At 75.3% G+C, this 12736-nt stretch carries 13 protein-coding genes and 1 riboswitch; of the genes, 5 read left to right on the top strand and 8 right to left on the bottom strand.

Annotated elements, in window-relative coordinates; all coding sequences use genetic code 11:
• Window positions 1–370: 370 nt before the first annotated feature.
• The 3 genes from ACFWI8_RS10965 to ACFWI8_RS10955 form a co-directional block, all read right to left on the bottom strand.
• Window positions 371–772, bottom strand: coding sequence for a DUF3040 domain-containing protein (locus tag ACFWI8_RS10965; RefSeq protein WP_387088461.1), 402 nt, complete (start codon window positions 770–772; stop codon window positions 371–373).
• A gap of 206 nt (window positions 773–978) precedes the next feature.
• A complete protein-coding gene (locus ACFWI8_RS10960) occupies window positions 979–1788 on the bottom strand; it encodes a class I SAM-dependent methyltransferase (protein WP_387088458.1) in 810 nt (269 codons plus the stop codon).
• An 87-nt stretch (window positions 1789–1875) separates the two neighbouring features.
• The gene (locus tag ACFWI8_RS10955) at window positions 1876–2349 is read right to left on the bottom strand and encodes an SAV_6107 family HEPN domain-containing protein (RefSeq protein ID WP_387088455.1); all 474 of its coding nucleotides are present in this window, start codon (window positions 2347–2349) and stop codon (window positions 1876–1878) included.
• 178 nt (window positions 2350–2527) lie between these two features.
• On the opposite strand from ACFWI8_RS10955, the gene ACFWI8_RS10950 reads away from it, so the two are divergent.
• Window positions 2528–3190, top strand: coding sequence for a TetR/AcrR family transcriptional regulator (locus ACFWI8_RS10950; RefSeq protein WP_387088452.1), 663 nt, complete (start codon window positions 2528–2530; stop codon window positions 3188–3190).
• 235 nt (window positions 3191–3425) lie between these two features.
• Window positions 3426–4853, top strand: a complete 1428-nt coding sequence (locus ACFWI8_RS10945) for a phytoene desaturase family protein (RefSeq protein WP_387088449.1) — start codon at window positions 3426–3428, stop codon at window positions 4851–4853.
• 262 nt (window positions 4854–5115) lie between these two features.
• Here the strand turns inward: ACFWI8_RS10945 and ACFWI8_RS10940 are convergent, their stop codons facing one another.
• From ACFWI8_RS10940 to ACFWI8_RS10920, 5 genes are all read right to left on the bottom strand, one after another.
• Window positions 5116–6090 carry a hypothetical protein gene (locus tag ACFWI8_RS10940; RefSeq protein WP_387088446.1) on the bottom strand — a complete coding sequence of 325 codons (975 nt, stop codon included), beginning with the start codon at window positions 6088–6090 and terminating at the stop codon, window positions 5116–5118.
• 22 nt (window positions 6091–6112) lie between these two features.
• The gene (metF, locus tag ACFWI8_RS10935; protein ID WP_387088443.1) at window positions 6113–7039 is read right to left on the bottom strand and encodes a methylenetetrahydrofolate reductase [NAD(P)H]; all 927 of its coding nucleotides are present in this window, start codon (window positions 7037–7039) and stop codon (window positions 6113–6115) included.
• An 89-nt stretch (window positions 7040–7128) separates the two neighbouring features.
• Window positions 7129–7773 carry a thiamine phosphate synthase gene (thiE, locus tag ACFWI8_RS10930; RefSeq protein ID WP_387088440.1) on the bottom strand — a complete coding sequence of 215 codons (645 nt, stop codon included), beginning with the start codon at window positions 7771–7773 and terminating at the stop codon, window positions 7129–7131.
• A gap of 157 nt (window positions 7774–7930) precedes the next feature.
• The gene (locus ACFWI8_RS10925) at window positions 7931–8296 is read right to left on the bottom strand and encodes an Rv2175c family DNA-binding protein (RefSeq protein ID WP_311604313.1); all 366 of its coding nucleotides are present in this window, start codon (window positions 8294–8296) and stop codon (window positions 7931–7933) included.
• A gap of 32 nt (window positions 8297–8328) precedes the next feature.
• Entirely contained in the window at window positions 8329–9561 is a 1233-nt protein-coding gene (locus tag ACFWI8_RS10920) for an NAD(P)/FAD-dependent oxidoreductase (protein ID WP_387088436.1), read from the bottom strand.
• Between the two features lie 119 nt (window positions 9562–9680).
• Window positions 9681–9793: riboswitch (TPP riboswitch) on the top strand.
• Between ACFWI8_RS10920 and thiO the strand changes: the two genes are divergently transcribed.
• From thiO to ACFWI8_RS10905, 3 genes are all read left to right on the top strand, one after another.
• On the top strand, window positions 9786–10973 hold the full coding sequence (gene thiO / locus ACFWI8_RS10915; RefSeq protein WP_387088433.1) for a glycine oxidase ThiO: 1188 nt from the start codon (window positions 9786–9788) through the stop codon (window positions 10971–10973). It overlaps the preceding riboswitch by 8 nt.
• A gap of 8 nt (window positions 10974–10981) precedes the next feature.
• The gene (thiS, locus tag ACFWI8_RS10910) at window positions 10982–11194 is read left to right on the top strand and encodes a sulfur carrier protein ThiS (RefSeq protein ID WP_387088510.1); all 213 of its coding nucleotides are present in this window, start codon (window positions 10982–10984) and stop codon (window positions 11192–11194) included.
• Window position 11195: 1 nt separating this feature from the next.
• Window positions 11196–12011, top strand: coding sequence for a thiazole synthase (locus ACFWI8_RS10905; protein ID WP_311604308.1), 816 nt, complete (start codon window positions 11196–11198; stop codon window positions 12009–12011).
• Window positions 12012–12736 lie beyond the last annotated feature (725 nt).

The raw sequence follows: 12736 nt of genomic DNA, 5'->3' as shown, positions 1-12736 counted from the left end.
CCTGCGGCGCGTAGCGCGCGGCCGGAGCGCCGCCGTGGCGGCTGCGCGCGCTCCGCGCGAGCGTCCCCACCGGGCCTGCGGCAGCCACGCCGTGACGCGCGCACTGCGCGCGGGGCGGGGCCGGCCGACGCCGGGGCACCTGCGGTGCCTCGCACGGCACCCCTCAGCGCGCTGCGCGCGGAGAGGCTGCGGCGGCCACGCCGCGACGCTTCGCGCCGCCCACAGCAGCGCCGTCGCCGTGGCCGCAGGCCGCCCGCGCAGCCCCTCCCCGAGCAGTGCGCTGAAGGGCGGGTGGGTGGGGAAACACCCGGGCGAGCGAAAGGGCCGCCGAGGCGGCCCTGGGGGTGGTTCGGGGGAAGGCGACGGCGGTCTAGTCGTCGCGCTCCTCGCGACGCCGCTGCCACCGCTCCTCGATGCGGTTCATCATGGACCTCCGCTGGCGCGTGCCGCCCTGGCCCCCGCCGCGGCCGCCGCGAGCGCCACCGCGGGGGTCACCCTGGGGCGGCGTCCGACGCCATCCCGTGACGGCCACCACGGCGCACCCGAGCATGATCAGGAAGCCCACCACGCTGAGCCAGATCAGCTGCGCGACCATGCCTCCCATGAGGAGGCCGATGCCCACGACGAACCCGGCGATCGCTTGGTAAACCCGCTTGCGGGTGTACGTACGCAGCTCATTACCCTCGAGCGAGCTCGCGAATTTGGGATCTTCGGCGTACAGCGCTCGCTCCATCTGTTCGAGCATGCGCTGCTCGTGGTCCGAGAGCGGCACGGAGTCCTCCTACTCGTCGGTCGCGGTGGCGACCGGATCCGACCTTTCAAGGATAGGCAGGGAAGTCTCCCTGTGAAACCCACCCCTGTACGCCAATTTCGCCCGCCACGCGCAGTCCGCCGGACCCTGTGGGGGGTGGACAAGTCATTCCCCCAGCGGCTCCGGGTCATGCCGGAGGGCTCATCTCGATGATACGAGGAGTCGGACTATCGCTCGCCCGATGGAGTGGCGAGTCGCTCCGCGAGTACGTGCAGCCGGCCGGCGATCGCCTGGAAGGCCGGCAGCCCGGCGGCCTCCGCCTCCAGCCTGGCGAGCGCCCGCAGCGCGTCCGGCTCGGTGTCGACCAGCGCACCGGGTACCAGGTCGGCGAAGATCCGCACCCCGTGGACCTCGCCAGGACGCAGCCCGGCGGCGCCGATCAGCTCCCGCAGCCCGTCGACGGTGAAGCGGTGCGGCACCGGGTCCGCGTCGCCCCAGCGGCCCGCCGGGTCGTCGAGGGCACGGCTGGCCTCGGAGAAGCGCCCGGCGAGCGCGCGCGAGAGCACCGCCCCGCCCACGCCGGCGGTCAGCACGCTGAGCGTGCCGCCGTCGGGCCGCAACGCCCCGGCGACAGCGCGCAGGCCGGCCGCCGGATCGTCCACGTACTCGAGCACCCCGTGGCACAGCACCAGGTCGAACGCGCCCGACTCGACGACGTCGTGCAGGTCGTGCGTGTCGCCCTGGACCCCGCGCACGCGCTCGGCCACCCCCTGCTCCGCGGCCCGCCGCTCCAGCGCGAACAGCGCGTCCGGGCTGGGGTCGACCACGGTCACCCGGTGGCCGAGGCCGGCCACCGGCACCGCGAAACTCCCACTGCCCCCGCCGGTGTCCAGGACGTCGAGCGCCGAGCGCCCGGTGGCGGCCGCGCGCCGCAGCAGCGCCTGCCGCAGCACGTCCCACACCACTCCGGTGCGCAGCGCGGCGTGGGGGCCCGGCACCGGGCCGCCCGCGTCGCGAACCCTCGACTCTGACGGCATTGCGGCTGCTCCTTGCTGCGCGGGGCGGTGAGGTGGTGCGTGGGGTGAGATTCGGCCGATTCGGCCACGCCACCGTACCCGGCAAGACTACTTGGGCGTGGCACCACCGGGATCACCGAAGTCGGCCCGCAGCACCGGCTGGCGCAGCAGCATCTCCTCCACCAGGCGGAGGAAGAAGGCGGCGGCGCGGCGCAGCTCCGCCGCGTCCACCTCGCCGACCACGCCGCGGATGCCGGCCTCGATCCTGGCCCGCCGCCCGGCGCTCGCCGCGAACAGGAAGCTCCACTCGGCGAGCTCGGGGGCTATCTCGGGCAGCACCTCCCAGACGCTGCGGATGCGGCTGCGGGCCCTGGGCGTGGCCTCCGGGCGGCCACGCACCGCGAGCACCGCGGCGGCCGTGCGCAGCGCCGCGAGGTGCGCGGCCACGTACGCCTCGCCCGGGTCGGCGAGGCCGGCCGCCTCCGTCAGCCCCCGCTCGGCCTGGCCCAGCAGATCGAGCGCGGCCGGCGGGGCCGACGCCCGGCGCGGCACGGGGTGCACATCGGTCGGAAGTCCGGTCATGACGAGCCTCCAGTCCGTCGTCATCCAGCGCTCAGGCGGGCCGGCATCCCCCGAAAGGGCCGCACAGTCCGCACAGTCTGCGCATCTGGGCACATGGTGACGGATGGCACTGACAATTCCCGGCCGGTCATTGCCGCTTACGGTGATCTCGCGTTCCTCCCAGGTAGAGAATCGGCCCATGAACAGGACGAGCACCCGCCGTGGTGCGACCCGGCTGCGGCTCTACGAGGCGGCGGTCACCCTCATCGCGGAACAGGGCTTCTCCTCCACCACGGTGGAGCAGATCGCCGAGCGGGCCGGGGTGGCCAAGGGGACCGTCTACTACAACTTCTCCAGCAAGACCGAGCTGTTCGAGGGGTTACTGCGGCACGGTGTGGGGCCGTTGACGGTCTCGCTGCGCGAGGCGGCGCGGGCCTCCGCGGCGCACGGCGACGACACGGTGCGCCGGCTGGAGGCGATGGCCGACGCCGGGCTCGACTTCGTCATCGGCCATCCGGACTTCGCCCGACTGCTCGTCGCCGAGCAGTGGCGCACCAACCGCAGCTGGCACGGCACGCTGGTCGACGTCCGCCGGCAGGTGGCCGGGGTGGTGGAGGACGTGCTCCAGGAGGGCGTGAAGCGGGGCGAGTTGAGCGAGGATCTCGACATCCAGCTGATCGCCGGCGCCATGGTGGGGATGGTCGTGGTGGCGGCGCTCGACTGGCAGACCTTCCACGCGGAGCGCGCGCAGGGCGAGGTGCGTTCCGCCGTCTCGCTGCTGCTGCGCGGCGGGCTCGGCGCTGGCGGGCAGGCGGGGCCCCCATCCCAACTCTCGCTGGAAAACCCCTCGAACGCCGGCTGACGTCGACAGGGCCCCGCCTTCCGCCGCGCCCCGGCCGTCTCCGATCCGCCGCCCCGTGACGGCGGTTCGGACACCGCACGGCCGATCGGCCGGGGCACCGCGTTCACCCTTCCGTGCCAGGGGTGTCCTCCCCATCCGCGCCGGTACTCAGGCGGATACTCATCCGATACCCGGTACGCATGGGGTGGGGTACCGATCCGCCGACCGGCGAAGGGCCCGGGTAACGTGCTGGTCCATGGCTCGGATCGTGGTGGTGGGCGCCGGCATGGGCGCCATGGCCGCCGCCGCCCGGCTGGCCACCGCAGGCCACCGGGTGACGGTGGTGGAGCGGACGTCGACGCACGGCGGAGCCGTCGGGCGCTTCGCGCGGGACGGCTTCGCCTTCGACACGGGGCCGGGGCTGCTCCATCTGCCGGCCGTCTGGCGTGACCTGTTCATCAAGACCGGCAAGCGGGAGCTCGGCGAGTGCGTCGAACTCGACCGGGTCGACCCGGCCGTCGAGCACCGGTTCGCCGACGGCGTCGCCGTACGGCTGCCCGCGGCGCTCGGCGGCGCCCAGCAGGCGCTCGACGACGCGTTCGGAGCCGGCGCGGGCGAGCGCTGGGCGGCGCTGCTGCGACGCGCCCGCCAGGTGTGGGAGTCCACCAGGCGCCCGCTGGTCGAGGAGCCGTTGACCACGCCCGAGCAGCGGGCGGCGCTGCGCGAGGACCCCTACCCGCACGCGGCGCGCCGCGGCCTGCTGCGTCGGCGCGCCCCCGGCACGCTGGCCGAGCTTGCCACGGCCGAGCTGCGCGAACCACGGCTCGCCGCGCTGCTCACGGGCACGGTGTGGGAGTACGGCGTGGACCCGGCGGTCGCGCCGCCGGGCGCGGCCGCCCTGGCGTACGTGGAGCGGAGCTTCGGCAGCTGGTATCCGGCGGGCGGCATGCGGGCGCTGGCCGACGCGGTGTACGAGCGGTGCCTTGAGCGCCGGGTGGAGTTCGTCTTCGGGACGGCCGCCGCGCGGATCCTGGCCAGGGAGGGCAGGGCCGGCGGCGTCGAACTGGCCGACGGGACCACGGTGCCCGCCGACTCGGTGGTGTGGGGGGCGCCGGGCCTCGGCGCCGCGGCGCCGCACGCCACCGGACGGCTCACCGTGCTGCTCGCGCTGCGCGGCCCGCGGCCGGCCGGCACCCCGCACCGCACGCTGGTGCACCGCGCGGACCTCGGCCGGCCACCGGTGCGGGTGCTGCGCCCCGACGACCCGGCGCTCAGGCCGGACGCGGACCACGAGACGGCGGTGCTCTCCGCGCCGGCGCCGGCGCACGGCGTGGGCGGCGTCGACTGGACGGCCCCCGGCGCGGCCGACCGGGCGGCCGATGAGCTGCTCGCGGCGGCCGAGGCGGTCGGACTGGACCTGGCGGGGCGGGTGTTGTGGCGCGAGACCAGGACCCCGGCGGACGTCGAACGGGACACCGGCATGCCGGGCGGCGTGCTCCCCACCCCGGCCCTGGCGGGCGCCGACGCGATGTTCCTGGCCGGGGCCAACACCGGCCGCCTCGCCGGCGCCTACCGCGTCGGCGCCCTCGCCCACCCGGGCGGCGGCCTCGCCCACGCCGGCATGTCGGGCGCGCTGGCCACGGGCCTGATCGTGGAGGGCCCGAACTGGCGGGGCTCCTACTGAACCGGCCTGCCGGCCTTAGCGGTTCGAAGGTTCCCCGGCCACGCGCCACCCGGCGCCGTCGACGCCGTCGGCGCTCCGCGCTGGGCCTTCCCCCCACCCACCCGCCCTTCTCGCGCTCCGCGCGAGGGACTCGGTCGCCACCGCCGACGACGCTGCCCGCGACGCCCGGCGGGACACCCACCCTTCCCGCGCTGCACGCGAGCGGTGGTCAGCACCCCACCGCGCTCCGCGCGAGGTGGCGCCGTGGGCCGGACGCGGCCGGTCAGTAGCGTTGGTCGTTGTTGTAGTAGTAGCCCTGGCCGGTGGTGGGGTCGTAGCCGTCCTGTTGGGGGTAGGCGCCGGGCTGTTGTTGGGCCTGGTAGTCGTAGCCCGCGTCGGCGGGGTTCGGCGAGTCGCGTTGCTGGGGGACCCAGACGCCGCCGGGTGGGGTCTCCTGGTAGTAGGAGTCTCCGTCGCCGTTGCCGTTCGACGACCACTGGTCGGTGGCGTAGCCGGTGGTGTACGTGGTGGGGTACGCGTCGGCCTGGGCGGTGGGTTGGCCGTCGGTGGCGGGGAAGGCCTGGGTGGCCGAGTAGTCGGCGTACTGGTCGCCGGAGTACGCCGCGTAGCTCTCGGTGGCGTCGACGTACGGCTGCTGCTCCGGCTGTGCGTAGCCGTAGCCCTGCTGCTGGTAGTAGTCCTGGTAGCCGGCTCCGACCGGCTGGCCGGTCTGGTCGCCGTATATCTCGTCGCCGCCGACCGCGTAGGTGTCCTGCTGGTAGGGCTCCTGGTAGGAGTGCTGCTCGCCGTAGCCCTGCTCACCGGCCTGCTGGGCGCCGTCGGTCGGGAAGCCGCCGTCGTAGCCGACGGTCGTGGGCTCGAGGGCCGGCACGCCCTCCACCGGGGTGTCGGCGCGCGGCAGTTCGGCCGGCGGGGCGGGCGGCAGCTCGGGCGCCGCGTCGTCCGGGCCGCCCACCTCGCGGCGGCGTCGGCTGCCGCCCGCGCCGCCGCCCAGCGCCCAACCGGTGGAGAAGCCGCGCCGGAAGGACAGCGTGACGAACGTCTGCCCGGTGGCGAAGGCGATGGTGCCGAGGGCGATCACCGGGACCGAGGGCATCAGCACGCCGAGCACCACGAGCAGGAAGCCGAAGAAGGCCACCAACCGCCAGCGCAGGCGCGCCTTGTACTGGAGAAGAACCTCGCCTAGCAGCCAGAGGGCGACGACCCCGAATGCGATGTAGAGGACCGCCCAGCCCATGTACGCCCCTTCTGGCAGGCATCTAGGTCCGCTGGTGCAGACCCAGATTCTTGTAGACGTCAAGCGTCGCCGTCGAGTGAAGTGTGGTGTTCAGCGTGACGAAGTGCAGCCCAGGGATGTCCTCGTCCATCAGCCTCGCACACAACTCCGTGGCGAAATCGATCCCGACCGAGCGTACAGCCATCGGGTCGTCCTTGACCGCGAGGATGGCCTTTTCCAGCTCCGGCGGGAAGGTGCTGTTGCTGAGCTGCTTGAAGCGCTCGATCTGGCGGACGTTGGCGATCGGCATGATCTCGGGAATGATCGGAACGTCGCAGCCTGCGGCGGCGACCCGGTCGCGCAGCCGGAGGTAGTGCTCGGCGTGGAAGAACATCTGGGTGATGGCGAAGTCGGCGCCCGCCCGGCACTTGTTGATGAAGTGCCGAACATCACTCTCCCAGTCGGTGGAGCGTGGGTGCATCTCGGGGAAGGCGGCCACGCCGACGCAGAAGTCCCCCGACTCCTTGATGAGGCTGACGAGTTCGGCCGCGTAGGTCACGCCCTCCGGGTGCCGCCGCCACTCCCCCATCGGGTCGCCCGGCGGGTCGCCGCGCAGCGCCAGCATGTTGCGGATGCCGGCGCCGGCGTACTGGCCGATGATGTTGCGCAGCTCGGCGACCGAGTGGTTGACGGCCGTGAGGTGGGCGACGGGGGTGAGGGTGGTCTCGGTGGCGATCCGCTCGGTGGCCAGCACGGTGCGCTCGCGCGAGCTGCCGCCCGCGCCGTAGGTGACGGAGACGAACGTGGGCGCGACCGCCTCGACCCGCCGGATGGCGTTCCACAGGGTGCGCTCGCCCGCTTCGGTCTTGGGCGGGGTGAACTCGAAGGAGAACGACCGCTCGCCGGCGGACAGCAGGTCACGGACGGTCTCCGCGCGGTCCGTCATCGTGCTGGGAATGCCAAGGGCCATGCTCGCAGGCTACCCAGCGCGACCGGGATCGACAGCCCCGTGTCCGGAACGCGGACGGCCGGCCGGAGCGCGCGGGGTCCCGGGCGCGCCTACGCGCGCTCGCGCAGCCGGCGGGACAGCGTCGCGGCGGCCTCGCCCGGGTCCGGCGCCTCGGTCAGGGCGCGCACCACGACGACGCGGCCGGCCCCGGCGTCGAGCACCTGGTCGAGGGTGGTGGCGTCGATGCCGCCGATGGCGAACCAGGGCTTGGCGCCGGCCCTGGCCGCCGCGTACTCGACGAGCGGCAGCCCGGGCGCGGCCCGGCCTGGCTTGGTGGGCGTCGGCCAGCAGGGTCCGGTGCAGAAGTAGCCGACGGCCGGGTCGGCGAGGGCGGCGTCCACCTGCGCGGGCTCGTGGGTGGAGCGGCCTATGAGGACGCCGTCGCCGAGGATGGCGCGGGCCGCCGGCACCGGCAGGTCGCCCTGGCCCAGGTGCAGCACGTCGGAGCCGGCGGCGTGGGCGACGTCGGCCCGGTCGTTGACGGCGAGCAGCCTGCCGTGCCGCCGGCAGGCGTCGGCCAGCACGGCCAGCAGTTCGAGCTCCTCGGCGGCCTCCAGGCTCTTGTCGCGCAGCTGCACGATGTCCACGCCGCCGGCCAGCACGGCGTCGAGGAACTCGGGCAGGTCGCCCTGGCGCTTCCTGGCGTCGGTGCACAGGTAGAGCCGGGCGTCGGCGAGCGCGCTCGTCCTGGTCATCCGGGGATCCCCCCCTCGGTCGTGGCGCGGCGGCCGGCCCGGGCGGGCCCGCGCCCGCCGCGGCGCACCCAGCCGGCGACCGCCCCCCCCCCCGTCAACCCGGCCCCCCCTATTTAGCCAAGGGGACGGCCCGGGCGGGCCGGCCGCCGGCCGGTCGTCACACGGCGAGCGCCTGCGCCCGGCGCTTCACCTCGGTCCCCCGATTGTTCCGCAGGGCCTCGGCCGGGGTGCCAGGCAGGCTGTCGTCCGGGGTGAACAGCCACTCCAGCATCTCCTCGTCGGAGAAGCCGTCGTCCCGCAGCAGCGTGAGGGTGCCGCCCAGGCCCTTGACGATCTTGCCGTCCCCGATGAACGCGGACGGCACCTGGAGAACGCGGTTCTCGCCCCGGCGCACGGCGATCAGCTGGCCCTCCTTGACCAGCTGCCGGACGCGGGTCACCTCGACGCCGAGTTCCTCGGCGATGTCGGGGAGGGTGAGCCAGGCGGGGACGAGAGCGTCGATCTTCGCATCAATCTCGGTCACGTCTCCAGCCTGCCATCTCGCACCGACAACCGTCAGCGCACGGCGGCCTTCAGTGGTACGGACGGGTCGGCGAGCAGCCGCGCGTCGAGCGGGGTTCCGCGCTCGACGAGCCGGCGGCCCTGGGTGAGGTCGCGCGGCTGGTCGACGGCGAGGACGGCGACGAGGCGGCCGGCGGAATCCAGCCAGCAGGCCGCCCAGGGCCCGTCGCCGGTCGGATCGCCCCGGGTGACCAGCGTCTCCTCGCCGGCTGCCGGGCCCTCGCCGCGCCGGCCGGCGTACTGCACGTGGCGGCCGAACTGCTCGGACCAGAAGTAGGGCACCGGGTCGTGGACGGCGGTTTCGCCGCGAATGCCGGCGGCGACGGTGCGTGGGCCCTGCAACGCGTTGTCCCAGTGGTGGACGAGCAGCCGCCGGCCGTAGCGGGCGGAGGGGTAGGAGGCGCAGTCACCGACGGCGTACACGTCGGGCACGCCGGTGCGCAGGCCGGCGTCCGTGCTGACGGAGCTGTCGGGGGCCAGCTCGACGCCGGAGCCGGCCAGCCAGCCGGTGGCGGGGCGGGAGCCGACGCCGACCAGCACGGCGTCGGCACCGAGCACCGTGCCGTCCGCGAGCTCGACCTCGCCTGACCTGACGGCCGTCACCCGCTGGCCGGTGCGCAGCTCGGCGCCGGCCGCGGCGTACCAGCGGCGCATGGGCTCGGTGATCTCGGGCGGCAGCGCGCCGGGCAGCGGGTGGTGGGCGGCCTCCACGACGGTCACCCGGCAGCCGGCCGCGGCGGCGGCCGTGGCGACCTCGGCGCCGATCCAGCCGGCGCCGACCGCCACCACGCTGCCACGGGCGGCGAGCACGGGACGCAGGGCGCGGGCGTCGTCGAGGGTGCGCAGCAGGTGGACTCCGGGCACGTCGCGGGTGCCGGGCAGGGTGACGGGTTCGGCGCCGGTGGCCAGCACCAGGTGGTCGTAGTCGAGAGGGCCGGCGTCGGTGTGCAGGCGCCGTCGGGCGGTGTCCAGCCCGGTGGCGGCGCGACCGAGCAGCAGTTCGGCGTCGAGCTCGGCGAAGTCGATGTCCAGCGCGGCGGCGTGCAGCGCGGACTCGTCGTCCGGGGCGAGCAGCGCGGCCTTGGACAGCGGCGGCCGGTCGTAGGGCCGGTGGCGCTCGGCGCCGAGCAGCGTGACGGCGCCGTCCCAGCCCTGCCCGCGCAGTTCGACCACCGTCTGCACGCCGGCCAGGCCGGCCCCCACCACCACGACTCGTCGTCCGCTCACGCCGGCAAGCGTAGGCGCTCCGCTGGTGGCGCCACGATGCCGCCGTCGATCGTGCACGGCACCGGCGTGACCGGCCGGCTGGGCCCCGGCGGGGCCCCGGTACTAGGCTGGCGGCGAGCAACCGCACCCACGGGAGCCCGGGCGGACCGGGCTGAGAGGGAGGCTGGCCGGCCTCCGACCGTATGAACCTGATCCGGGTCATGCCGGCGAAGGGAGGAGTTCGCATGGGCCAGCGCGCCATGCCCCGTACCGAGGACCGTGCCGACGTGCTGGTGGTCGGTGGCGGCGTCATCGGCCTGGTCACCGCCTGGCGGGCGGCCGGGCGCGGCCTGCGGGTGGCGGTGGTCGACCCCGAGCCGGGCCGTGGCGCGGCGTGGGTGGCCGCCGGGATGCTGGCGGCCGTCACCGAGCTGCACCACGGCGAGGAAGCGCTGCTCGACCTCAACCTGGCGTCGGCGGCGCGCTATCCGGCGTTCGCGGCCGAGCTGACCGAGGCGGCGGGCGCGGACATCGGCTACCGCGACTGCGGCACCCTCCAGGTGGCGCTCGACGCCGACGACCGGGCGGAGCTGCGGGAGTTGGAGCTGCTGCGGCGGCGTTGCGGCCTGGCAGCGAGCTGGCTGACGGGCCGCGAGTGCCGGCGTCTCGAACCGATGCTGGCGCCCAGGGTGCGCGGCGGTCTCCGGGTCGACGGCGACCACCAGACCGACCCACGGCGGCTCGCCGCCGCGCTGCGCACGGCCTGCGAGCGCGCCGGGGTGGTCTTCCACCGGGACGAGGCGCGGGAGTTGACAGTGGTCGGGGACCGGGCCACCGGGGTGGTGCTGGCCGGCGGCGGCCGGCTCGGCGCCGGGCAGACGGTGCTGGCCGCCGGCTGTCGCAGCGGCGAACTCGCCGGCCTGCCGCCCGAGGTGCGGGCACGGGTGCCGGTGCGGCCGGTCAAGGGGCAGGTGGTGCGGCTTCGGGTCCCGCCCGGCTACGCGCCGTTCCTCTCCCGCACGGTGCGCGCCGTGGTCCGCGGGGCCCAGGTGTACCTGGTGCCGAGGCTCAGCGGCGAGCTGGTGATCGGCGCGACGACCGAGGAGTTGGGCTTCGACACGACGGTGACGGCCGGCGGCGTGTACCAGCTGCTGCGCGACGCGCACGAGTTGCTCCCGGGCATCACCGAACTGCCGCTGGTCGAGACGCTGGCCGGGCTGCGGCCGGCCACCCCGGACAACGCCCCGCTGCTCGGCCCCAGCGGCCTCGAAGGACTGCACCTTGCCACCGGACACGGCCGCAACGGGGTGCTGTTGACCCCCATCACCGGCGAGGCGCTCGCCGAGTCCCTGACCACCGGCGAACTGCCGGACTACGCCCGCCCGTTCACCGCCGGGCGGTTCGTGACCGAGACCCGGGAGGTGCCGGCGTGAGCGACCGGTTGTCCCTCAGCTTGTCCGTCAGCGTGAACGGCACCGCGCGGCGGGTGCCGGCCGGCACCACCCTCGCCGCGCTGGTGGCCGAGCTGAGCACGGCGCCGAGCGGCATCGCCGCCGCCGTCAACGAGACCGTCGTCCCGCGCGGGCAGTGGGCGGCCACGGAGCTGGCCGCCGGCGACCGCGTCGAGGTGCTGACCGCCGTCCAGGGAGGCTGACATGCCCGACGTACCCGAAGCGAAGGATCCGCTGGTCATCGGCGGGCTGCGGCTCTCCTCGCGGCTCGTCATGGGCACCGGCGGGGCGCCGAGCCTCGCGGTGCTGCGGGACGCGCTGGTCGCGTCCGGCACCGAACTGACCACGGTCGCCATGCGGCGCCTGGACCCGGGGGTGCGCGGCTCGGTGCTCTCGGTGCTCGACGAGCTCGGCATCCGGCCGCTGCCGAACACCGCCGGCTGCCACACGGCGGGCGAGGCCGTGCTCACCGCGCGCCTCGCGCGGGAGGCGCTGGGCACCGACCTCATCAAGCTGGAGGTCGTCGCGGACGAGCGCACGCTGCTGCCGGACCCGGTGGGCACCCTGGAGGCGGCGGAGACGCTGGTGGACGACGGCTTCACGGTGCTGCCGTACACCAACGACGACCCGGTGCTGGCGCGCCGCCTGGAGGACGCCGGCTGCGCGGCCGTCATGCCGCTCGGCTCGCCGATCGGCTCGGGCCTCGGCATCCGCAACCCGCACAACTTCCAGCTGATCACCGAGCGGGCCGGCGTCCCGGTGATCCTCGACGCGGGCGCCGGCACGGCCTCGGACGCGGCGCTGGCGATGGAACTCGGCTGCGCCGGCGTGATGCTGGCCTCGGCGGTGACACGGGCCCGCCGCCCGGTCCTGATGGCGGAGGCCATGCGGCACGCGGTGGCGGCCGGCCGCCTGGCCTTCCTGGCCGGCCGCATCCCGCGCCGCCACTTCGCGGAGGCGTCGTCGCCGGTGGACGGCATGGCCGAACTCGACCCCGAGCGTCCGGCTTTCACGAGCTGATCGTTCGTACTGATATACGATCCACGGGCGTCGCCATCGACGCCGGCCACGTGGGCCGAGGGGGAAAATTTCATCGCGTCCTCGTGGGGGGATCCATGACGACGGCATCGCCAGCGTCTCCGCCTGACCCGCCTGGCGGCGGACCGCCAACCACGCCGGCCACGGACGCGGCGCCGACGCCGACGGAGCCGGCGGACGCGCGACCGGACGTCGGGCCGACCGCCGCGCCCGGTGGCGAACCGGCTCCGCCTGGCGGCGTACCGCCGGCCGCCAAGGCCCGGACACCACCGGCGGCGGCAGGCACCACGGCTGCGCCGCAGGCGGCACCTGGCAACGCGCCAACCTCGCCCACGGCGGCAACCACGCCCGGCGGCCAACCACCGGCTCCGCCTGCCGGCGGAGATGCGCCGCAGGCGGCCCTGACCCGGCCGCCGCAGGCGCCGTCCAGCGCCGACACCACGCCGCCACCGAGCAGCGAGCCGGCCGCCACGCGCGGCGGCGACGCACCGCCCGCGCCCAGCGGCCAGCCACCGGCACCGCCGGACAGCGCGCCGCCGGCGCCCGACGCCGACGCAGCGCGGCCGGACGTCAGGCCGACCGCCGCGCCCGACAACGAACCGGCTCCGCCTGGCGGCGAACGGCCGACCATCGGGCCTCAGCCATCGGGAGACGCGGAGGCCGCTCCGCCTGCCGGCGGAGAGCCCGCCGCCGGCGACGACACACCG

Source organism: Streptomyces sp. NPDC127098, from assembly GCF_042722465.1.
Classification (GTDB): Bacteria; Actinomycetota; Actinomycetes; order Streptomycetales; family Streptomycetaceae; genus Streptomyces; species Streptomyces millisiae.
The sequence above is the reverse complement of the archived record's forward strand: the minus strand, read 5'-3'. Positions and strand labels throughout refer to the sequence as shown.

Coding starts and splice junctions, on each gene's coding strand:
- ACFWI8_RS10960 (WP_387088458.1), bottom strand. CDS start 1,788: ATGCCGTCAGAGTCGAGGGTTCGCGACGCGGGCGGCCCGGTGCCGGGC.
- ACFWI8_RS10955 (WP_387088455.1), bottom strand. CDS start 2,349: ATGACCGGACTTCCGACCGATGTGCACCCCGTGCCGCGCCGGGCGTCG.
- ACFWI8_RS10950 (WP_387088452.1), top strand. CDS start 2,528: ATGAACAGGACGAGCACCCGCCGTGGTGCGACCCGGCTGCGGCTCTAC.
- ACFWI8_RS10945 (WP_387088449.1), top strand. CDS start 3,426: ATGGCTCGGATCGTGGTGGTGGGCGCCGGCATGGGCGCCATGGCCGCC.
- ACFWI8_RS10940 (WP_387088446.1), bottom strand. CDS start 6,090: ATGGGCTGGGCGGTCCTCTACATCGCATTCGGGGTCGTCGCCCTCTGG.
- metF (WP_387088443.1), bottom strand. CDS start 7,039: ATGGCCCTTGGCATTCCCAGCACGATGACGGACCGCGCGGAGACCGTC.
- thiE (WP_387088440.1), bottom strand. CDS start 7,773: ATGACCAGGACGAGCGCGCTCGCCGACGCCCGGCTCTACCTGTGCACC.
- thiO (WP_387088433.1), top strand. CDS start 9,786: ATGGGCCAGCGCGCCATGCCCCGTACCGAGGACCGTGCCGACGTGCTG.
- ACFWI8_RS10905 (WP_311604308.1), top strand. CDS start 11,196: ATGCCCGACGTACCCGAAGCGAAGGATCCGCTGGTCATCGGCGGGCTG.